This is a genomic window from Flavobacterium kayseriense (assembly GCF_014305095.1).
GTDB classification, from domain to species: domain Bacteria; phylum Bacteroidota; class Bacteroidia; order Flavobacteriales; family Flavobacteriaceae; genus Flavobacterium; species Flavobacterium kayseriense.
Genome location: NZ_JACRUI010000005.1, coordinates 301,721 through 323,967, shown reverse-complemented (window position 1 = coordinate 323,967; position 22,247 = coordinate 301,721). Strand labels below are relative to the sequence as shown.

The 22,247-nt window shown below is 31.3% G+C and carries 21 protein-coding genes, 1 tRNA gene and 1 rRNA gene; 13 read left to right on the top strand and 10 right to left on the bottom strand.

From position 1 onward, the window contains the following. The 8 genes from rrf to H8R22_RS14635 all read left to right on the top strand — a co-directional run. A 5S ribosomal RNA gene (gene rrf, locus H8R22_RS15745) occupies positions 1-78 on the top strand; the annotation flags it as partial. 640 nt (positions 79-718) lie between these two features. After that, positions 719-1,216 carry a thiol peroxidase gene (gene tpx, locus H8R22_RS14665; RefSeq protein WP_187011145.1) on the top strand — a complete coding sequence of 166 codons (498 nt, stop codon included), beginning with the start codon at positions 719-721 and terminating at the stop codon, positions 1,214-1,216. 10 nt (positions 1,217-1,226) lie between these two features. Then, the gene (locus H8R22_RS14660) at positions 1,227-1,607 is read left to right on the top strand and encodes a diacylglycerol kinase (RefSeq protein ID WP_187011144.1); all 381 of its coding nucleotides are present in this window, start codon (positions 1,227-1,229) and stop codon (positions 1,605-1,607) included. Between the two features lie 17 nt (positions 1,608-1,624). After that, positions 1,625-4,069, top strand: a complete 2,445-nt coding sequence (locus tag H8R22_RS14655; protein ID WP_187011143.1) for a DNA translocase FtsK — start codon at positions 1,625-1,627, stop codon at positions 4,067-4,069. A 4-nt stretch (positions 4,070-4,073) separates the two neighbouring features. After that, the gene (locus tag H8R22_RS14650) at positions 4,074-4,715 is read left to right on the top strand and encodes a LolA family protein (protein ID WP_187011142.1); all 642 of its coding nucleotides are present in this window, start codon (positions 4,074-4,076) and stop codon (positions 4,713-4,715) included. Between the two features lie 8 nt (positions 4,716-4,723). Further along, a complete protein-coding gene (locus tag H8R22_RS14645) occupies positions 4,724-6,157 on the top strand; it encodes an LptF/LptG family permease (RefSeq protein ID WP_187011141.1) in 1,434 nt (477 codons plus the stop codon). A gap of 8 nt (positions 6,158-6,165) precedes the next feature. Beyond that, positions 6,166-7,299 carry a 3,4-dihydroxy-2-butanone-4-phosphate synthase gene (ribB, locus tag H8R22_RS14640; protein WP_187011140.1) on the top strand — a complete coding sequence of 378 codons (1,134 nt, stop codon included), beginning with the start codon at positions 6,166-6,168 and terminating at the stop codon, positions 7,297-7,299. 169 nt (positions 7,300-7,468) lie between these two features. Then, a tRNA-Ser gene (locus H8R22_RS14635) sits at positions 7,469-7,553 on the top strand. 243 nt (positions 7,554-7,796) lie between these two features. On the opposite strand, the gene H8R22_RS14630 is transcribed toward H8R22_RS14635, so the two are convergent. After that, a complete protein-coding gene (locus H8R22_RS14630) occupies positions 7,797-8,648 on the bottom strand; it encodes a hypothetical protein (protein ID WP_187011139.1) in 852 nt (283 codons plus the stop codon). 276 nt (positions 8,649-8,924) lie between these two features. Between H8R22_RS14630 and H8R22_RS14625 the strand changes: the two genes are divergently transcribed. The 5 genes from H8R22_RS14625 (at position 8,925) to H8R22_RS14605 (ending at position 11,710) form a co-directional block, all read left to right on the top strand. Further along, complete coding sequence (locus H8R22_RS14625) at positions 8,925-9,542, top strand: hypothetical protein (RefSeq protein ID WP_187011138.1); 618 nt, start codon at positions 8,925-8,927, stop codon at positions 9,540-9,542. A gap of 562 nt (positions 9,543-10,104) precedes the next feature. Then, the gene (locus H8R22_RS14620) at positions 10,105-10,860 is read left to right on the top strand and encodes a hypothetical protein (RefSeq protein ID WP_187011137.1); all 756 of its coding nucleotides are present in this window, start codon (positions 10,105-10,107) and stop codon (positions 10,858-10,860) included. A 1-nt stretch (position 10,861) separates the two neighbouring features. Then, positions 10,862-11,272 (top strand): DUF5675 family protein, encoded by a 411-nt coding sequence (locus H8R22_RS14615; RefSeq protein ID WP_187011136.1) that lies wholly within the window; start codon positions 10,862-10,864, stop codon positions 11,270-11,272. Next, entirely contained in the window at positions 11,269-11,547 is a 279-nt protein-coding gene (locus tag H8R22_RS14610) for a hypothetical protein (RefSeq protein ID WP_187011135.1), read from the top strand. The genes H8R22_RS14615 and H8R22_RS14610 overlap by 4 nt, the downstream gene beginning before the upstream one ends. Continuing rightward, entirely contained in the window at positions 11,534-11,710 is a 177-nt protein-coding gene (locus H8R22_RS14605) for a hypothetical protein (protein WP_187011134.1), read from the top strand. Before H8R22_RS14610 ends, H8R22_RS14605 begins: the two co-directional genes overlap by 14 nt. 164 nt (positions 11,711-11,874) lie before the next feature. Here the strand turns inward: H8R22_RS14605 and H8R22_RS14600 are convergent, their stop codons facing one another. The 9 genes from H8R22_RS14600 to H8R22_RS14560 form a co-directional block, all read right to left on the bottom strand. Beyond that, positions 11,875-12,822, bottom strand: a complete 948-nt coding sequence (locus tag H8R22_RS14600) for an HNH endonuclease (protein ID WP_187011133.1) — start codon at positions 12,820-12,822, stop codon at positions 11,875-11,877. Beyond that, positions 12,806-13,669: a hypothetical protein gene (locus H8R22_RS14595; protein ID WP_187011132.1), complete on the bottom strand. Its 864-nt coding sequence runs from the start codon at positions 13,667-13,669 to the stop codon at positions 12,806-12,808. The genes H8R22_RS14600 and H8R22_RS14595 overlap by 17 nt, the downstream gene beginning before the upstream one ends. Positions 13,670-13,671: 2 nt before the next feature. Then, positions 13,672-14,250, bottom strand: a complete 579-nt coding sequence (locus tag H8R22_RS14590; RefSeq protein ID WP_187011131.1) for a hypothetical protein — start codon at positions 14,248-14,250, stop codon at positions 13,672-13,674. A gap of 368 nt (positions 14,251-14,618) precedes the next feature. Further along, positions 14,619-15,605 carry a type I restriction enzyme HsdR N-terminal domain-containing protein gene (locus H8R22_RS14585; protein ID WP_187011130.1) on the bottom strand — a complete coding sequence of 329 codons (987 nt, stop codon included), beginning with the start codon at positions 15,603-15,605 and terminating at the stop codon, positions 14,619-14,621. 248 nt (positions 15,606-15,853) lie between these two features. Beyond that, on the bottom strand, positions 15,854-16,219 hold the full coding sequence (locus tag H8R22_RS14580; protein WP_187011129.1) for an HIT family protein: 366 nt from the start codon (positions 16,217-16,219) through the stop codon (positions 15,854-15,856). Next, positions 16,219-17,247: an HNH endonuclease family protein gene (locus tag H8R22_RS14575; protein WP_187011128.1), complete on the bottom strand. Its 1,029-nt coding sequence runs from the start codon at positions 17,245-17,247 to the stop codon at positions 16,219-16,221. Before H8R22_RS14575 ends, H8R22_RS14580 begins: the two co-directional genes overlap by 1 nt. Before the next feature lie 1,168 nt (positions 17,248-18,415). Continuing rightward, positions 18,416-18,880 carry a hypothetical protein gene (locus tag H8R22_RS14570; RefSeq protein WP_187011127.1) on the bottom strand — a complete coding sequence of 155 codons (465 nt, stop codon included), beginning with the start codon at positions 18,878-18,880 and terminating at the stop codon, positions 18,416-18,418. A gap of 6 nt (positions 18,881-18,886) precedes the next feature. Then, positions 18,887-21,274, bottom strand: coding sequence for an AIPR family protein (locus H8R22_RS14565; protein WP_187011126.1), 2,388 nt, complete (start codon positions 21,272-21,274; stop codon positions 18,887-18,889). Continuing rightward, a complete protein-coding gene (locus H8R22_RS14560; RefSeq protein WP_187011125.1) occupies positions 21,274-22,245 on the bottom strand; it encodes a PD-(D/E)XK motif protein in 972 nt (323 codons plus the stop codon). The genes H8R22_RS14565 and H8R22_RS14560 overlap by 1 nt, the downstream gene beginning before the upstream one ends. Positions 22,246-22,247 lie beyond the last annotated feature (2 nt).

Below are 22,247 nucleotides of genomic sequence, written 5' to 3'. Positions count from 1 at the left end.
CCCATCCCGAACAGAGTAGTTAAGCCCGCCTGCGCAGATGGTACTGCAGTTATGTGGGAGAGTATGTCGTCGCCTTTCTTTAGTAAAGCCTGTCTTTTTAAGACAGGCTTTCTTTTTTTATAGGAACTCCGTGTTCCCCGCCACGGCGGCTCGGTTCGTCGCCTTTCTTTTAGAAACCCCAACTTGTAAAAGTTGGGGTTTTTTGTTGTATAAAAACGCCCTGTCCTCTTAGCGACTAGCAGATTATTGGACTAGTTTTTTGGAAATTATCTTTGAATCAAATATTTATTTCTTGTATACAATAGTTATGGTAGTTACTAAAAAATGAAAAACTTCACTTTCTTTCTCTATTTACGTAATTTATATTTACAAGATAATTTCAGCAGGCAATGCATTCTTAATATGTAGGTTATAAGTATTTTTTATCGTTAATTATTGTATATCTAGATGACTTTTGGTTGTTTGCTATAGTCAATACTACTAACTAAAATTTAGATTAATGGCACTTTAATTATTTTAATTTAAGTCATTGGTCATTGATTTTTACTATATCTGTTCTATATTTTGTTCAAAATAGTTTTAGCTCTTTAGTGAAAAGAATACTTTTTATTCAAATTTAATCATCTTTTCTAAGACTATTTAAGTTCTATTTTATTGTTGCTTAAATCCTAAATCTTAAATAAATTTCATACTTTTGAACCTCATTAAAAAATATACTATGGCAGCAATTACATTAGGAGGAAATCCAATAAATACAACTGGGGTATTACCTGCAGTAGGAACGACATTAGCTAATTTTAATTTAGTGCAAACTGATCTTTCAATTGCTACTTTAGATACTTTTAAAGGGAAGAGGTTAGTTTTTAATATTTTTCCAAGTATAGATACTGGTACATGCGCTGCATCTGTTAGAAAATTTAATGAAGCAGCCGCTAATTTAGATAATACTACTGTTGTATGTGTTTCTAGAGATTTGCCTTTTGCTCAAAAACGATTTTGCGGAGCTGAAGGGTTGGAAAACGTAATTAATTTATCGGATTTTCAAGATGGTAGATTTGGTAAAAGTAATGGTTTAGAAATTATCGATGGTCCTTTGGCTGGTTTGCATTCTAGAGTACTTATAGTCACAGATACAGATGGTACTATTTTATATACAGAGCAAGTCGGAGAAATTGCAGATGAGCCTAATTATGCTGCTGCTCTAGCTGCACTTTAATCTTTCTTAAATGGAATTTCAAAAAGACAATTCGTTTTTCAAGGGAAGGTTAAAAAGTGTTTCTTATGCTTTCAATGGAGCGCTCAAGTTGATTAGCACTGAGCATAGTGTAATGGTACAGTTTTCGGTAGGTATATTACTTTCGATCGCAGGTTTCTATTTTGGTATTACTGCTTCTGAGTGGTTGTTTCAAACGCTAGCTATTGGTTTAGTGATGAGTATTGAAGGCTTAAATACTGCTGTCGAAAAAATAGCTGATTTTATTCATCCTGAATACCATGAAAGAATTGGTTTTATAAAAGATATTGCGGCAGGTGCTGTGTTTTTTGCTGCTGTTACTGCTATCATAATTGGTTTAATAATATATCTGCCATACATTTCAGGCATTTAAGATATCCTAAAAATATAATGGCAAAATCATTGAAGAAAGAATCTGTTGGTAAGAATAAAAGTACTGTATCAAAGGATCTTAAACTGTGGGAAATTACAAAGCAACAAAAATTCATTATAGGTGTTTTGTTAGTTTTGCTGGCTGTTGCTCTATTACTTGCTTTTATTTCATTTTACATTTATGGTCAAGAGGACCAAAACGCTGTTACCGAATTAACTAATCGTTCTGAAAATGTTCGTAATTGGTTAGGGAAAGTAGGGGCTTACCTAGCTAATTTGATAGTTTACCAAGGCTTTGGTCTTGCTTCTTTTTTATTTGTACGTCTATTTTTTTTAAGCGGAATTTATCTTATTGTTGGGATTGCTACTAAAAAATTAAAAGGAATTTGGTTTTGGGATTTATTTGCTCTAGTGGTAATATCGGTGTTATTTGGTTTTTTTGCCACCTCTTTGCCTGAACTAGGAGGTGTAGTTGGTTACGAATTAAATTTATTTTTGCAAGATTACATTGGTAAAACAGGGACGCTATTAGTTCTTATTTTTGGGTTGATAGTATATCTTATTTATAAAATGAAATTGTCTCCGGATAAAATTCAAGCTTTCTTTGAAAAATCTAAGAATGAATTAAAATCTGATTTAGCTGTAAATAGCGTTTCCAATACTAATGGTAAAGGATACAACTTGGAAGAATTTGCTGTTAAAGAAGGTATTGTAAATGAAATAGACGATTTTCATTTGCAAGATAATAGTTCAAAATTTGAAATTAATAAGGAAGCTCTAAAACCCACTATCAGTCATTCTTCTGAGATTAATTTGGATCCTGTTATTAAACTGAATACAGTACCTGCTTTGGAAAAAGAAGATCCAATAGCTGAATCTTTCGTTATTGAAACAGCACCGGAAGAGGTTTTTATCGAAGAAAACTTGGCTTCTAAATTAGTGTCTGACTTTGGATTATTTGACCCGACCCTTGATTTATCAAATTATAAATACCCTACGATCGATCTTTTAAAAGAATATTCTACAGGGGGGATAACAATCAATCAAGAAGAATTAGAAGAGAACAAGAACCGTATTGTAGATACGCTACGTAATTATAAAATTGAAATTGCGCAAATTAAAGCGACAGTTGGGCCCTCTGTCACTTTGTATGAAATTGTTCCCGAAGCAGGTATTCGTATTTCAAAAATTAAAAGTTTAGAAGATGATATTGCGCTTTCTCTTTCCGCTTTAGGTATTCGTATTATTGCTCCCATTCCAGGTAAGGGAACAATAGGTATCGAAGTTCCAAATAAGAATCCAACAATGGTTTCGATGAAAAGTGTTATTGGATCAGCTAAATTTCAAGAAGCTGAAATGGAGCTGCCAATTGCTTTAGGTAAAACAATTTCTAACGAAACGTTCGTTGTAGATTTGGCTAAAATGCCTCATCTACTCATGGCTGGTGCTACAGGACAAGGTAAATCAGTAGGTCTTAACGCTGTACTTACCTCATTACTCTACAAGAAGCATCCTGCCGAGGTTAAATTTGTGTTAGTTGATCCTAAAAAGGTAGAGTTAACGCTCTTTAATAAAATTGAAAGACATTATCTTGCTAAATTACCAGATGTCGAAGACGCTATTATAACTGACAACGCAAAGGTTGTTAATACACTTAATTCGTTATGTGTCGAAATGGATAATCGTTATTCGTTACTTAAAGACGCCATGGTACGTAATATTAAAGAGTACAATGATAAGTTTAAATCGAGAAAATTAAATCCGGAAAATGGACATCGTTTTTTACCTTATATAATATTAGTAGTAGATGAGTTTGCTGATTTGATTATGACAGCAGGTAAGGAAGTTGAAGTTCCTATTGCTCGATTAGCACAATTAGCTAGAGCAATTGGTATTCATTTAATTATCGCTACTCAAAGGCCATCCGTTAATGTTATTACTGGATTAATTAAGGCAAATTTCCCTGCTAGAATTGCATTTAGGGTTACTTCAAAGATAGATTCTAGAACTATTCTGGATACACAAGGAGCTGATCAGTTGATAGGTAGGGGAGATTTATTATATACTAATGGTAATGATGTGGTTAGGGTACAATGCGCTTTCATTGACACTCCTGAAGTGGAAAGAATTACTGATTTTATCGGATCACAAAAAGCCTATGCTACTGCGTATTTGCTACCCGAATTTGTGGGTGAAGATAGTGGCATCAATCTTGATATAGATATTTCAGACAGAGATACTTTATTTAGAGAAGCTGCTGAAATAATTGTTAATGCACAGCAAGGGTCAGCGTCTTTATTACAAAGGAAGCTTAAATTGGGTTATAATAGAGCAGGTCGTTTAATTGATCAACTTGAAGCTGCGGGAGTTGTAGGTCCTTTTGAAGGAAGCAAAGCACGTAGTGTAAATATACTTGACTTGAGCGCTCTTGATCAATTTTTCTCTAATGAACAAAATAATTAAAACCATGAAAAAATTCATTCAATTTACTTTAATCTTTATTTTTAGTTTGTCTATGCAAGCGCAAGATCAAAAAGCAAAAGCGCTTTTAGATCAGGTAACGACTAAAGTTAAAAGTTATAATAACATCGCTATTGATTTTAAATACACTCTTAATAATTCTAAAGAGAATATCAATCAAGACAGTAAAGGTAATGTTATCTTAAAAGGTAACCAATATGTTTTGAACTTCATGGGTGTAACAAAAATATTTGACGGAAAAAAATCGTACACTATTGTTCCTGAAGATGAAGAAGTTACTGTGTCAAGCGTAAACGAAAGTGATGACAATGCTATTACTCCCTCCAAAATGCTGACATTCTTTAACAGTGGTTATAAATACTATATGAATATTGTTCAGGATGTAAGAGGTCGCAAAATTCAGTATATTAAGTTGATACCTACAAACGCAAAAGATCAAAGGAAAGAAATTTTACTTGGGATAGACGTACAAACTAAGCATATTTATAACTTGATAGAAATTGGTAAAAAAGGCACGAAAACTACCTTAACCGTTAATTCTTTCAAAACCAATCAGCCTTTGTCAAAAAATCAATTTACTTTTGTAGAAAGTAAATATTCAAATTACTACATCAATAAATTAGATTAAATCCATAGGTGAAAATTCTTGACAAATACTTACTAAAAACATTTCTGATTACATTTACTACGGTATTTGTAATCTTGTTTTTTATATTCATCCTTCAAACTATATGGTTATTCATTTCTGAGTTAGCTGGGAAAGATCTAGATATCTTTATGATATTAAAGTTTCTTATGTTTTCTATGCCTAGGATTATACCATTGGTTCTTCCATTATCAGTTTTATTGGCATCTATTATGACTTTTGGAAATTTAGCTGAGAATTATGAATTTGCGGCTATTAAATCCTCTGGGATCTCGCTGCAAAGAGCGATGAGAAGTTTGACGGTCTTTATTTTGTTATTAAGTGTGGTTGCCTTCTTCTTTGCAAACAATGTCATTCCTTATGCCGAGTTTAAGTTTATAAATTTTCGAAAAAACATAGCACAAGTTCAACCAGCATTAGCAATATCAGAGGGGCAGTTTAGTGATGTTGGTGTTTACAATATTAAAGTTAATAAAAAGTCAGGTAAGAAGGGTAGTATTCTGACAGGTGTAACCATTCATAAAAAATCAAATATTGGTGATGGTAGTAAGACTGTTATTAAAGCAAAAGATGGAGAGTTGATTAGTAATGAAGAATCAAACACATTACAATTAGTACTCAATGAAGGTAACTATTATGAAGATATTGTTCCACAGAAATATGAAGAACGATCAAAATTACCCTTTGCCAGAAGTTCTTTCAAAAAATATACTTTAAATATAGATTTGTCACAACTTAATCAAGTAGATGTTGATGAAAATAGAAGTGGTAACACTAATACTATGCTTACCGTTAATGAACTGAGTTATACTTTAGACTCTTTGCGTAAAAATTTGAAAACAGAGATAATATCATACTCAGAGAACAATAATCTAAGAACGGGTATTTCAAGTGTTGATACAACCAAAAGAAAAGTGAAAGAAGGTAAGTTGCCTGAGAATATTTTATCCTTGTATAGTAAAGAAGAGCAACTTTTAATTCTGACAATTGCTAATAGTAACGTATTAAGCGTAAGTTACGCTATCGAAGCCAGTAAAATTAATTTAATCAATAAGCAAAAGAACATTAATAATCATGTCTTAGCATTCTACGAGAAGTTTGTAGTTGCATATGCCTGTATAATGATGTTTTTTATAGGAGCACCTTTAGGAGCAATCATTAGAAAAGGTGGATTAGGACTTCCAATTATATTTGCGGTTTTAATTTTCATTGCTTTTCACTTCATAAACACTTTTGGTAAAAGAATTTCGCAAGAGGATGGATTATCGCCTTTTTTAGGATCGTGGTTGTCGTCGATAATTTTGACACCATTAGCCTTATTATTAACCCATAGAGCCACAAATGATATTGGGTTAATTAATATGGATGTTGTTTTGGCTCCAATCCAAAAAATAATAAAAAAAATATTTCCGTCAAAAAAATAAATATTAAAATGTCAAAAGATAAAATTGTACTTAATACTATTGAAGAAGCTATAGAAGATATCCGTCAAGGAAAAGTTATTATTGTTGTTGACGATGAAGACCGTGAGAATGAAGGGGATTTTCTCGCAGCTGCGGAGAAAGTGACTCCTGAAATGATTAATTTCATGGCTACTCATGGTCGTGGGTTAATTTGCGCACCTTTGACAGAATCACGATGCAAAGAGTTAGGACTACACGTCATGGTAACTAATAATACTGATCCAATGGAGACTGCTTTTACAGTTTCGGTTGATTTAAAAGGTAAAGGAGTTACAACTGGTATATCTGCAGCAGATCGTGCTGCAACTGTCCTATCACTTGTAGACAGTTCAACTAAGCCGCATGATTTAGCTCGTCCCGGACATATTTTTCCATTAATTGCTAAACAAGGTGGCGTATTAAGAAGAACTGGTCATACAGAGGCTGCTATTGACTTTGCTAGATTAGCTGGATTTAAGTCGGCAGGTGTAATTGTTGAGATCATGAACGAAGATGGCTCGATGGCTCGCTTACCAGAATTGGTCGAAGTTGCTAAAAAGTTCAATTTAAAATTAGTATCAATTGAAGCCCTTGTAGCCTATAGAATGCAGCATGATAGTTTAATTATAAAAAAGGATGATTTTGATATCGAAACACGTTTCGGTACGTTCCGTCTTAGAGCTTACGAACAGACTACAAATAAGCAGATACATATAGCACTTACTAAGGGTACATGGAATAGTGGAGAAGCTATTTTAACACGAATTAATTCATCGCAGGTGAACAATGATTTGCTAGGAACTTTGACAAATAATGCTGATCAACAGTTAGACGATATGTTCAAGATTATAAATGAGAACGGTAAAGGAGCCGTTATTTTTGTTAATCAGGATATGCAGTCGGTTAATTTACTAAGTCGCTTAACAGAGTTGAAACAGTTGCAAAGTGAAGGTCAGATTAAAGCACCTAAAATTATAATTGATAGTAAGGATTATGGTATAGGTGCACAAATATTACATGATATCGATATCTCTAAAATTCGTCTTGTATCAAATACTACGCAAGGAAAAAGAGTTGGTATAATAGGTTATGGCTTAGAAATTACTGAATATGTAAGCTATTAAAAGATTTTACTGTTTTACTTTTTATAAAATTAGTAAAAGTAAAACAATGAAAATGAAACAATTAAAAATTAGTTTAAAAAAGTACTCAAATTTTTATCAAAATTGTTTTTGTAAACCGAAAAAGGTGCTTATATTTGCACTCGCAATCAGGTAATGGTTGTCGCTCACTGGAGAAATGGCAGAGCGGTCGAATGCGGCAGTCTTGAAAACTGTTGACTGTAACAGGTCCGGGGGTTCGAATCCCTCTTTCTCCGCTGGAAAATCACCCTAACCCTTGTAAACAAAGGCGTTAGGGTTTTTTATTTCCGTAATATCCCCACATAATCCCCACAACCTTGAATATAATATAAGAATGTATTCACTAAAAGACTAAGTTTTTGAAATATTTAAAGCTAGTAAACTCAATTCTATACTCTAAAGAAACTATTTAGTAAAAATACATCATAGTTTAATTAAATATCGCTCGAATATCTAATGGATTTCTTTACTTCATTCGATTAGTATTTCATATCCCAAACTCTAGCTGTAGAAATTAATTTCTCAACTAACCTTTTCAAATAGTATCTTCTTCCCTCTATTTGTTCAAATGTAACTTCATCTTTGTCACCATAATATCTCACTTTTACACTAAAAAAAACTCCGTTTCCTTCATTTTTGTTGATTGAAATATAATTGTCGGAAATTGTATACTGATAATCATCTTCCCAAATTAATGTTGAATTAAATCCCTGTTCTCCAAATACTGTTGCTCGATTTGTGTCTTTTTTATGAACAAAAATTGAACCACCGTCAAGTCCCATTTTTTCATTCAATTCTCCAACTTTTACATCTTCCATTTTTGCTTTTTTCTCAACATCATTATCAACTTTTTCTTTGTTATGGGTTGGTAAAAAAAATATTATTGCCGTTGTAATACCGTCAGCGCTAACATTTTCAAATCTTCCATTACCTGTGAATACAAACATTGATTTGTGAAGCATTGTAACTGTATATTTGAAACTTTTAAACCCCTTTAATTTTGCAACTTTCCCTTTTTTCTCAATAGTTTCTTTTTTACCGTAATCATATGCTTTTGCTGGATTTGCTGCTATTTCTAACGAAATTCTCATTTCTTGTTGATCTGAATATTTTTGATTTTCTAATCTTGTTTTTTCCCTTTCTGCATTTGCAAGTGCTAATTTTCCATAATCAATTGTTGAAATAGTTTGATCCACGTTTACATTTCCGCTAACATTGACATTTCCTTTAATATTCGCATTGACGTTGTGGTCAACATAATAATATCTTGAATATTGAGCATTAGCAGCGGAATAAGCTATAATAAAAACAAATAACAAAGATTTTTTCATTTTATTTAAATTAAATTAACAATAAATAAAGTTAATAAATTGAATATCATATATATATAAAGTTATATTGATTGAAATTAATTTATTTTAATTCTAAATAATATATTGATTTTGAAATAGGCAAATGTAGAAACTCTATGTGTCATCGGTATAAAACCCTAATGGTTTAATATCAATTAGTATTTTTCATTTGCAATATACCCACTTCATTATCCCCACAATTCATTCTTTTTATTTTTACTGTCTTTTATTAATTTTATAATAAAAACAGAAATTATGAACGATACACCCTCAATCAAACAAATTGTAATTGATTTCATATACATCAGAGCGCAATTAAAAATATTATTTAAAGATAAAATAGAATACCAACCGATAATTGATTTCATACTTGCTAAAGATTATTTAGATGACGATTTAGACATACCTTTTCCTAAAATTAAAGATGTGGAAGAAGGAACTGGATTAAAATCTCATACTCTCAGAAAACTATTACTTCAGATGCACGAAAGAATATTTACCTATGATAGAAAATTAAATTTAGGTTTTAAAAAAGTTTTATATCATTTCCATATTAGATATTCAGATCATTCTTTTGATTTTACAATGGATAAATTAACGCACTTACCAAGAATTGGTGAAAACATCAGCTTACCCTTTGTTAGTGCTTTTACTTCTTTAAATTGGTTTTATGTTGATAGTATAAAACACGAATTTGCAGAAAACTATCAAGTTGTCATACTAATTCTCAAAGAAGGTGATTATAATGAATACTGGCGATTTATAAAAGACCAAGCAATTGAATATGATGATATTGAATTTAGGGATATTCACAGTCTAAATGAAGCAGAACTCAAAAAAATAGTATATTCTAAAAATCAATATCGTAGATAAAAAATATTACTCCACTCCTACAGTACAAAATACGAACTGATTAATTCGATTTAGAATATTACATACTACAACAGTGGCCAGCACCTAACCAATAATCAATAATTCTACCTGGTCCTGTTTTAAACTTGTGTATTGACAGAACTCTTCTATGCTTACAAACTCATTTTGGAGCTTATTTAGCTCTTTTCTGATGTTTTGCATCAATCTAATGCTTTGGCGATAACTCTTTCCTGTAATACGCTGTATGTCCTTTGGGTAGATACACAATCTTCTATTTTCTGTTCTCATACTTTATCTATAGCGTTGATTAGACTTCTGGTATTGGCTAAGTGCTTCTCCACTATTTTTTCCAGATTATAAAATTAGTAAATATTTTCCTTACTTTTTAAATGACATTTACGTTATTTAATGACATCTATGTATTTATATTACAGCATAATAAAATATTTGTATTACATAATTACTTTAAGTATATATTTATTTTAAAATCAATCAAAATTGTTGCAACAGAAAAACGATTGACATGTTTTAAAATTATTAACAAACTTAAATTTTAGGAATTATGGCAAGACAGACAGGCATAATTAAATTGAAAGGTACTATCGGAGACATTACTTTTTACAAGACCCAAGATGGGCATTTGGCTCGTGAGAAAGGCGGCATAGATGCCAATCGAATTGCGAACGATCCCGCTTTCCAAAGAACGCGTGAGAATGGAGCCGAATTTGGAAGAGCTGGAAAGGCTGGAAAAACTCTTAGAACTGCTTTGAGAACAATGTTGTTGAATTCTGCCGACAGTAGAATGGTCAGCAGACTAACCCAAAGAATGGTAAAAGTGATTCAGGCCGATTTGGTCAATGAAAGAGGATTGCGAAATGTGATTGATGGAGAAGCGGAATTGTTACTTGGATTTGATTTCAACATCCGAGGAAAATTGGGAACGAGTTTGTTCGCGCCGTATTTTGGATCTATTGACAGAGCATCCGGAACCATCAGTGTTGAATTGGACTCTTTTATTCCTGCTAACATGATTGCCGCGCCTGGGGGAACGACTCATTTTAAAATCATTACTGCGGGAACATCTATTGATTTTGAAACAGAAACCTATGTTACAACTAATTCAGAAACAGTCATTCTAGCGTGGGATATGACGCCAACTCCGGCTATCAGTCACGACAACGTAGTCACTGCTGGCAGCACTAAACCCTTGTTTTTAGTTGTGGGTCTAGAGTTTTACCAAGAGGTGAATGGACAGATGTATCCATTGAAAAATGGTTCTTACAACCCGTTAGCGCTGGTTCAGGTAAGCGGTCTTTAAAATGGTTTTGATATTGAACAGAACATATCTTCCTGAGGGAACGCAAGGAGTTTTGGAATGGAACGGCATTTTAGTTTGTTATACCATCGAGCTGCCATGGTTGCAAAATCAAAGGGGAGTTTCTTGTATTCCTGAAGGAGAATACGTTTTGCAGAAGCGGTTTAGCCCAAAATTCAGATGGCACATGCATTTGAGAAATGTACCGGGAAGAGATTTTATTTTAATCCACCCCGCCAATGACGCTAAAAAAGAATTATTGGGCTGCATCGCTCCTGTAACGAGCCATAGCGGACCAGGAAAAGGCTGTTTATCACGACTGGCCATGGAAAAGATGAAAACTCTTATTTATGTCGCCTTAGATGATAATGAAGAAGTTAAAATAAAAATCCAATCTAAAATATTTGCGTTATGAATGTAGTTGAAAGAACAAAATCCCCTACTCCCAAGTTTTTCAGGATACTTAGAAGTATTGGTTTGGCGTTACTAGCCCTAAGCGGAAGTGTGATTGCGGCACCAGTGGTTTTACCAACAGTTGTTGTGAGTGTTGCAGGATATTTAGCAGTTGCCGGAGGCGTGCTTTCTGCAGTAAGTCAAATGACAGTTGACGATGAAGCGAAATCAGAAGAAGATATCCTAAATCGAATCAGAAAGGACAATGAAAATTTACCAAGAGATGGAATCAAATAACACCTTGCATATTGGTACCGCTTCTGGGACTTTGTTGAGTGTTGTACCTAATATTGTTTCTGAAGATATTGTAAAAACAATTATTTTAGCTACTATAGGAGCAATAATAAGTTTTACTGTATCGATCCTTTTAAAAAGATTTACAAAATCAAAAAAGAAATAAATCTGTTTTGGCTTGGTAACCTTCCCCCTGATTTACTGGAAAGCCTAGTCCGTTTGGATTAGGCTTCTTTTATATTTCAACTAAAGTGCTGTTGTTTGTTTCTTATCCTCTCGAAAAACAGTGTTTTTTTGAATTGTGGAATAGATATGTGAATTAAAAAAATATCATCTACAGGTAGAACCACCACCCCAAATAGAATTACCTCCAACATGTTTAACCTTCTTATGGATATCATCGGCTACCAAATCCATTCGGCCAACCGCTTCATTATGATGCCACGTGAAACCGAAAATTCGTCCTTTCTGTTGTCCTGAATTTTCTTGAAGAATATCTTTAATTTGCTTTTTAAGCATCTCCTCTTCATTAAGTACTACCCCATTAGATTTATAAACTTTTCCTCTATTGAGGTCACGGAGTATTTGTTCTATTTTTGGCGGATTTTTTTCATATTCCTTCCTAAGGGCATTTTTACAAATATCAAAGGTATTATTATCATTATAAGTATAATATTTCTCAGGTAAAGAAGTTGAAAAAGCGCTATGTTTAGAAAAATCTGGAAAAACTCCTTTAAAACTTACTTCTTTATAATTAATTGTTCTTTCTGTAAATTGAATTCCTTCTAGTACACTGTTTTTATATTTTTTATTGATGTTTTTAGGAATGTCAATAATTAATTGTCCTTTTGAACCTTTATTTATCCATTGTTTTGTCTGATAAAGGTATGAAGGATTTAATCTATGCTGTGGGAAGTCTTGTAATTTTTTATAGCTTGAAACAAAAAGAGGATTTTCATTTATTAATTTTAAAAAAGAAGGTTTTTCGGCTATATCTTTTGATAATTTTAAAATTAAATCTTCGCTAAACTCTTTTGAAATTATATTAGAGGTTTCTTTTGATAAACCAGATTCAGATAATTCTCTTACAGTTTTCTTGAATAAATTTTTAGAAATTCCGGTTTTTATTTCTTTCAGTGATATATTACCGATAACTTCACTACCTACTTCTTTTAAGCCTGTTTTTTCAATAAATTCATTTGTTGCTTTTCTGCATGAAGTAACCAAAAGCACAAGAGATAACGACAAGATAATTTTACGGTTAATTATTTGTTTCATAAATCAATTTTTGAAGTTGGGAATAATATCCGATTGTGTTTTTGTTGAGTTTATCTAAATATTCAATTTTAGTACTATTTAGTGTTTTATAACACTCTGTCTTTAGAATATCTTTCATTTCACTTTGCCTCATATTACTTCGTACAAAAAACACAACAAGAAAAATAATCGTTATAAAACAACCTATACTTTTTTTAACGAAAGTCGACAATACTGCTACAAAGGCCATAATACCTAATATAATACCTGTTAAAATCCCATCAGCTGGTATATCCATTAACTGATCATTTATTTCTTCATTAATTTTACGGATAATCTTTTCAACAGTTTCATTATTAGCATTAAAAGAACTTCCTTCAATTAGAGGCATATACAAGTTTGAATCGTGTTTTGCGCCTAATACTTTAGAAACTCCATTTTTACGTTGATTATTAACACCTTCTGTATATATAGAAACTTCATTTCTAATGTAGGTTAAAAATGAAGTAGTTCTAAAATAACGTTCAATTTTTAATTTCCACAGCAATTTTCTTTCGTTTTCCGATTTAAAAACTCTATCCCACAATTCACCAAATAATTTAAAAAAACCAGTTTCTTCTTCTACAAATGATTGTATAACATTATCATAATATTCCTTTGATTTACTTTGTAAATCTTGTTGAAACATTTCATTGTGTTTTAATTCGAATTCTTTAGAAGTTTCAATAAAATCTACGGATTCATCCAAATCTACAATACTTTTTGTTAGATGGTAGTCTTGATTTGACTCTGATAAATCTAACTTATTTTGATTGCAAGAAGAAAGAATTAATATTAATATTAATAAAATATATAAGTTGAATTTCATTATTATTTTAAAATTTCCCATATTGGATCGTATGTGTTTTTGAATTTGTCAACAGCTAAAGTTTGGTCATCAAACCAAAAATATATTATAACATATGTTACTAGGCATATCAGTAAAATCCCAAAAATGCAGCCACACCCGGATTCTCCGTCTTTTTCTCCACCAAAAAACATTAGGACACCTATGACGAAAGCACCTATAAACCAAAGGTAATATTTATCGAAAAAATGTTTTATTTTATAAGACCAAGCATCTCTATTAAGATCTAAATCATCTAAAGATTTATCTTTACTTACTAAAGTTTGATTTAATATATTTTTGAATTGTTTTTCAGCTTCTGGAGTAGCAAATGTTTCACCATCTACTATTCTTTTTAATGAGCTTGGTGAGCATTCAAAAATTCTGGCTAATTGGTTAACGTCATTATCATTTTTAATCAATAATTCTCTTAATATTTCTTTTCCTGACATTGTTTCCAATTTATCTTCAATCAAAGAATCTGTACCCGTGTCTTTAGTACATGAAGTTATTATTAAAAAAAGCATAGTAGTTACTAAGTAGAAATTGAGTTTTCTTGTCATTGTTAAATTGTTAAGTCATAAATGTAACGTTTTTTAACAAGAATTTTACATTTACCAACTTTCAAATGCCTACTTATAAGCTTCTTTTATTTCTACTTCCAATCACTTTATTTCCAATATTTTAACTAAATCTCCATCTTTTTAAAATTGTTCTTTGAGTTGAAAATGGCGATGAACTCGTTGTACTATGTCAAAAGTCATGTCGTTAACGTGGCTAATTACCTTTTTTGAAATGTGTAAAGGAAGTAATATCAGGTATGATTTTTCATAAAATATGGAATTACGATTGTATTTTCTCCACTTTATGATCCAAGCAATTTAGTCCAATAATAATCATTTCTATAATTAAGACGGTTTAATGCCCGTTTTCATGAATCGATTGACACAAATACTTTTATAATTCCTAATTCTTGCCAATTCCCATTACGGAATTGAGGTCTTGATCTTATATTACCTAATACAAGTGAGCTTTCTTTAAAACTATTAGCATTCCACAATTTTCTATCGTTGGTACCATTTGCATAAAATGTTGTTATGTATGCTTTTTTCGCTGCAAGTAATTTTCTTTTAAATTCGTATTCTCCAGGTGGGTTTAACTCTATCGGTAAAATGGTACTACTGTAATTAGAGTCTTTGGGTTGAGCAAATTGTCTTCTGGGAGTTTCTACTGCCCTAACCGGATTAAATTTTTCAGTAATTTCAAATTTTAATTCCTTGAGAACTGAATCTATTAACTCACCATCGTATTCACTAATAAAATCTTGCTTAACTAATTCATTTAGTCTTGCGATGAAATCGCCTGAAATAATTTTATTTGTGAGTTCTTTAAAATCTTGTTTAAGGTTGATTTTCTTTAAAGAATTTAATGTAAAGTCTTTTAATGCATCCTTACTATAATTTTCCTTGTCAAATAATTCCACAAAAGTAAGTCCTCTTTCATTACTGTGTTCAAATTTTATTGTTTCAAGTAACACCGGATCTTCTTGCTTAACCAAATCACCGTCATAGAATATTTGGATACTTTGCCCAATTAAAATTCCATACTCTAATTTCAAATATCTCATATATGAGAATAATTGTTGTTGAAAATTTGAATTAAGAGGAATATTGGGTTGTTTAATTTCTATAACAAACAATTTATTTTGCTCAGCAGATTTCATTACAAAATCTGGCGTAATTCTATTAGATGCTCCAACTTGAAATGATGGACGAATATCAAAATCATTCAAAAATTGTTTCCAATTTAAAACCCTTAGCGCTTGAATAATGTTTTTTTCAAATGCGTTTTCACTAATATCAGGTTGTACACTTTCTGAAAGTAAATAGCATATTTCAGCCCATTTTTCGTTATTCATATTTTTCTGTTTTTTATTGATCTCGAAGTTTTAATACTAAAAGATGCGTAGATCTGACCTAGAGGTGTTTTACGGGACATTGATATTTCAAAAGCAAAAAACCAAACCTCCAATAAGCTTTAAAATCAATTTTTTTTAATTATCCTTGATTATCTGCACCTTACGTTTTCGCTTGACAAATTAAATGTACGAAAAAGATGCAGTTATTAAACTAACGAAAACATAATTCATAATAATTCGTCATATCATTAATAATCACCTTTGCCCTTTATACAATTACGAACACCCCCTCTAGGGTTTTCCATGTCTCCCTGATATCTGGGGATAAGATGGCAGTGAAAGTGAAACACAGTTTGTCCAGCAGTTTCTCCGCAGTTCATACCAATATTGTAGCCATCAGGTTTGAACTCGTTTTCTATTAAATTCTTTGCTATTACAATTAACTCGTCTAAATTTTTCCGTTCTCCAAGAGTTAGGTCAAAATAATCCGATTTTAGATCATTGCTTATAATAAGGGAATGACCGGGTGAAACAGGAAATGCATCTCTTATTATAAAAAAGTGCTCCCCTTTAAAGAGGATCCTTTCTTTTTCGATTTCTAAAAAGTTTTTCATTAGAAGTTACCTATTAATTCGTTTTCAGGTTTCCAGATATGGATTGAATTGGCTAGAGCAATGTTATATTGTTTTTCCAGAAATAATCGACGCTGTTCTTTATTCCTTCCTGTTTGATTGATAATTGTTTCTGCAAGAGGATGTTTGCTTTCAATGTAAAATTCATTTCTATTGAAAAGACGTTCTAAAAATCTTCTTTCTGGTATGCGAGCACTTTTTATAGAATTAACAGAACTATCGGCTAAAACTAAATTCCATACTCCATTTATATTTGCATCATTTTTAGAGTGTGCTATTTTGTTTAAATGTGGTAAAAAATGATCTACTTGGCAGATATTGGGATCCTTTTTTAAAATTGAAATATCTTGTGATGAATAGAAGCATTTTCCTTTTTGATAGCCATTTAAGGAATCCCGTACCGAGGTAATGTCATAGCGTCGCATAAAATCATTTTCGATAAAGAATAAGGATCTATCTTCATCATATTTTACTTCCAGAAGATTAGGGTTTATTTTTAAGTTCCAGGCGGTTTCGACAAGGTTCCAGCGAGCCTCCACTTCTTGCTCGAAGTTTTGGTACTGAAACATCTCTTTTAATTTTAAAAGATTGTCCGTAATAATTATTTCTTTTTTGCCACCCACGTAATTTTTTTCATAAAAAGGATTTGGAATCACATCACCATTTACATTTTGAAATGCATCAACCACATTTACAAAACCCAATTTGATTGTCGTTTCAATCAAATTTGATTCCGTTACCTCATCTTTAACAAACTTTCTGCACGAATTTAGAAATTGGCTGGACTGACTATTACCTTGTTTATCACTTAGTCTTAGATGACTGACGATGTTTTTAGAAAACGGAATTGCTAATTCATCAAGAGATATAGTTGTCTTTTCTTTTTCGATTATCTCCAATAAAGCCTTTGCAAAAGCAAATTTATAAGTGGCCGAATTTTTACCAAATAGAATAATAGCTCTCCATTGAGATTCTAAAGAAGGGTCGTTAATTTGAAATTTGACAGACATATTTATTAATCAGATAAATCAAATATACAGAAATATTGGACGGAAAGAGAGTAAAAGAATACTGTATTGAACTATAAGTATAATTTTTTACTGATTTTTTGAATCAGGTTTTGATTTTACAGAACCGTCAATTCATTATGTTTTTTTCTTCTGATTATTTTCCAAAGAAAAAAAAGAAAAAAAGAAAGTCGTCCTTGCGGCGAAGGTTTCAAATGGAGTCAAGTTTTTTTGAAAAAATACTACCCGAATTATAATCCAAAACGTATTGGAAAGCGGATATAGGTTTATAAAAAAGGACCTGAAATGAATTCAGGTTGAAGGGTGGAGATTTTTTTAAAAACCCGGAGGGCTTGAACTTTACTTTTTGAAACCGCAGCTTAACTTTATTTTCTTTTTTTATTGTGTCCTACTTCCCTTGTATGCACTTCCTGCTGAAAATTTCATGGTTAAAGCGGCGATCAAACACCCCCAAGCACCGCAGCAAAAATAATTGTAGCGGTAGCGGAGATTATTTATTGTGAGGAGCGCAGTGGCGGGGTTGCGGCAATCGAACAGCCACTCTAGACCGAGAACGACACGTAGCTTTAGCGAAGTATAGAGAAGGGATAGAAGCGTGAAACGGCGGGGAAAAAATAAAAGATAGCCTTGTGGCGTTCCTTGATTTAGGGCATAGCGACTTTTTAGTAAAGAAGTGAAAATGAACTTTAAACAAATAGTTCACACAAAAGTGACTTATATGCAAATGGTGAAGCGAGCCAACCCCGATGGCTGTGCGAAGGAGCAACCGCTGAAAAAACTAAGGGCGGCACACATAATACTGCTGGAATATAGTGTAGCGTAGTTTACGGAGTGAAACGAAATGAAGCTGTATTGTGGATGCGTAAGCCCGACCGAACGCAGGAAGAGAACGTGTGAAGATGAGGAACGAAACAGTGCAAAAAAACAGTTGCTTATTTTCAAGCTGCTGTTTTTTTGTAGTGCTGTGAAGTGCCTGTGGAATGGAGGGAAACCTAGCTATTGAATTGAAATAATAAATTGCCTAATTACCGAAAATGTTCTTATAAAAACATAAGGTTGACCGACTGGAACAGCCGAACGGAACAAAGGGAACGACCGCAGAGAGACCGCTTGATTGCTCGTCTTGTTGTACTAAAACAATAATGCAATATTATAAATTAATTTGAAATTGAATTCTTTTAGTTTTAATAATTAAGTTTAGTTCATCAAGAGTCAACAAAGTATAGCTTTTTGATTCAGGATGCAGGGAAACAAAACAGAATTTATAATTATCCCCTAACTGACTTGCTAGTTTAAATTCACTTTCTGTTGCACCAAAAAAGAAACCTTTTGGATTGTTTAAAAGCTTCTTTTTAGTAGTTTTCAACTCAATTAAAATTATATTATCTACATTTTGTAATGATATTATCTGTTCTAAATTAGTATGTCCAGGAATTAATATTAAATCAAATGCTCTAGCGAATTTCTTATCTATATTTAATAGATTCATTATTATTTTTCTACTCTCTTTATCAGGATTTATAAAGTTAATATCAGTTGACAATAAAAAAGATATCGCTTCTTTTTCAGATAAATTATTATCAACTGTTATAGTATATGAATGATTATATGCCATTTTGAACTAATGTTTTAAACCAAACTTTGTCAGTTTCTTAACTGATTTCAAAGCATTGATGATATTTATTTCTTTAATACTTTCATTTTTAGAAATAGATTTATTGACCGACTTTAAATTTGAGAGTTCATTGTTTTCAAATATTTTTGTTTGCTCTCCTAAATCGAAAATCTTGGCCCAATCATTCTTGCTGATTAGTTTTAATCTATCATAAATTGCTTTAATATCGATAACATCAACTTCAATTTCATTGGATAGTGATTTAATCTGGTCTATGTTAATTTGGTTATCCTCAATGTATGCTATAAATTTATTTCCGATAGAAATATCCCTTGTATTTAGATTTTTTGAACGCTTAATTTTATTTGCAATTTCCCAAACATCTGTAGACATTAATTTAAATTCATCAATATTTAAAATATATTTCGACATACCATCCCAAAATTTATTACCAAAGCCAAGTATTTGAGTAATATTCATCAAATTGTTTTCTGATTTATTGTCTAACTCTTCTGTTTCAATATCCCTTGAAATAACTAAATCTGCAGTAACAAAGCAATCGATAAAATTATCGATACTAAATTTATAGTTCTCTTCTTTTAATAGTTTCCAACTAGATTCTCTTTTTGCATATTCTGAAATCAAAGAGTTGTTTGAAGCCCTAACCAAATGATTGTAAACAAAAACAATCAGTTTTTGTAATTCATTAATAATTCGAGTATCAATACGTTGTTCCTCATAGATTTTCCATAAATCAAGTCTGTTTTCGGTTAGATAATAAAAATATGATAAGGTATAGGCAACAGTGAATGATTTTAAGTTCGTGTCACCAATGGCATCAATATTCTTTCTACCAAATAGTTTATCTACTGTTTTAAAAAGTATGGCATTTGCAATTAACTTTTTATAAAAATTTTCACTTGGCATTTTATTCTTCTTTACTAATTCATTTATTTTTTTAGTAAAATGAATAAAATTCTTCTGAGCTCCTTGTGATACGTAATGAGGTTCTAATTCCCAAATATTTATATATTTAGCAATTTCAGATTTTACAAATTTTTGATTTGTCGGATTTTGTTCCTTAAATTTATTTTGTTGTTTTTTGTCTTTTATTTTATTTAAGGATTCTCTATACTGACCATTTACTCTTTCGAAATACCATAATGTTGATTTAGATTTATTATTAAAATCAGCAACATATTTTCTTCTAGATAATGATTCAATTTGGACAAAATATGGATTATTTGACGATAGGTCTAAATCTGTGACCTTGTTTTGACTATTTGCATATTTGGCAATATTTGGAACTTCAATATTCTTTTGATCAATATCCTTAATTACTGTCAATTTCATTTGAACAAATACTTTGCTAATATCTGCATCTTTATATTTTCTTGCGGTGTGAAATAGTGAAGCTGTAGTTTGCCCACCATTAACAATTTGAAAATCATTCATCTTTGTTAGATAAAGTTGGTTGTCAATTATTTCTGTTTCAACAATTTCAGCAGTAGCAGTGATTCCATTATTATATGGCAAAAACATTTGAGGCTTATCTCTAATCGTATCTCTAATTCCTTTATTATATTTTCCTGCTTGTCCTAGAAAGGCTCGTACATTGCTTTCTAATAATTCATTAGAATATAAATCATATAAGTTTGAGAGAACTTCACCTGGAATAATTGCTAAATAACATTCATACAATTCATCTAAATCAGGTACTTTAAGACATTGAATTCCTTGTAGATTATTTGTCAAGAAATCTTTGAATTTAATTTCTATCGGTTCTCTATTGCTAGAGCTTTCATTTAATTTATAAAATCTTTGAATATCCCAAACATGAATATAAATTTTTAGATCGTCATATCCTTTTATAGTAGTGGTCTCAAGATTATGATTTGAATTTCCGTTGACTAACAAGAAAATATTTATTCTGATGAAGTTTGATTTTTGTTTTGTTATTATTTTTAATAATGCATTTAATTCCGATTGTGCAGGATCAATATAATCTATATGACCTTTGAGGGCAGCATTTATAAATTTTTTGATTTGGTTTATATTCTTATCAAAATCACTTTTTTGAATATTAAAATCATAAGTGGTGTGATTAAAATGAGTAATAAAAAGATCTAAAGTTTCAAAATACACCTTGTTATCATCATCTTTAAATTCGTCCTTTAAACAGTATCCATTTAGTTTCCAATCTATTCTTCCTTGTGAGTCTGGATGAATATAGGATAATACACTTGCGCCTTCAGACTTTCCTGCGCCATCCAAAATCTCAAGACAATGTTCAGTGAATTTATCTTCAAAACTAGCACCTTCACCGTCTGAATACACTAATGCAGCTACATCAGATTGTATTGATTCAATATAATTTTTTAATCCTTTTACCATTAGTTTACTAATTCAATAATTGATTCAACATTTACCATAAAAGACTCTATTGCAGATAATTCAATATAATATGAAGCATTATATATTCCAGTAGCTAGGTCTGAAGAAACTAGTTTTGGAAAATCATTATCAACTGAATATTTATAATTCATTTTGAGAGCGTATTGACTATCGTAGTTTTCAAAATCCTCATCAAAGTAGCCAACCAATATTAATCTTTCATTAAATAACTTCAGTGCACTATGATTGCCTGCTATTTTATTCCGGATTTGTTCAATTATTGAGTTAAGTGAAAACCCTCTGTCCTTTACTTGTTCGGCACCATATAGAATTAAATACAAATGAGACAAATTCTGAGCATCTAATTGCCTTTCACTTGTAATTCTTATTTTTGGAGTTTTTGAAGATGTAAATTTCACTTCAATCCCTTTAGATCCAAATAAAAAATCTTTGTCTTCATAATCTGGACCAGTCCAGCTTTCAAGCAAGCTGTCAACAGGATAATTTTCATCTAAAAAAGAATTGAATAATAAAAGTTCTCCTATTAATCCTTTTTGACTTTCTAAAGTAAGCCCCTGAAAGCTAATCTTATCAAATAATTTTTTCCATTTTAAGACTACATTTGAAGTTTCAAGTAGTGCTTCGTTTTCTGTAACACAAGTAGAAACCTCTTCTAAAATATTTTCGATAAATAAACTAAAGATGTCTTTAAGTTGATTATCTAAAAGATAAATATTCAACTCTTGTGAGTCATCAAAATCAAAAACATGTATTAAGAGTCCTTTGAATTTGAAATTTTTAAATCCGGGAATTTTTGTATTCTTTGAAGTTTCTAATATAAATATATGATTACCAGTCAAATGGTCTGTTGCTGCAAAACATTTGAACTGAGGTATTTCTTCAATTCTGGTTTTAATTATAATTTCATCTGTAGGTGTTTGATTAGCCCACATGGATTTAATGTCTATCATAA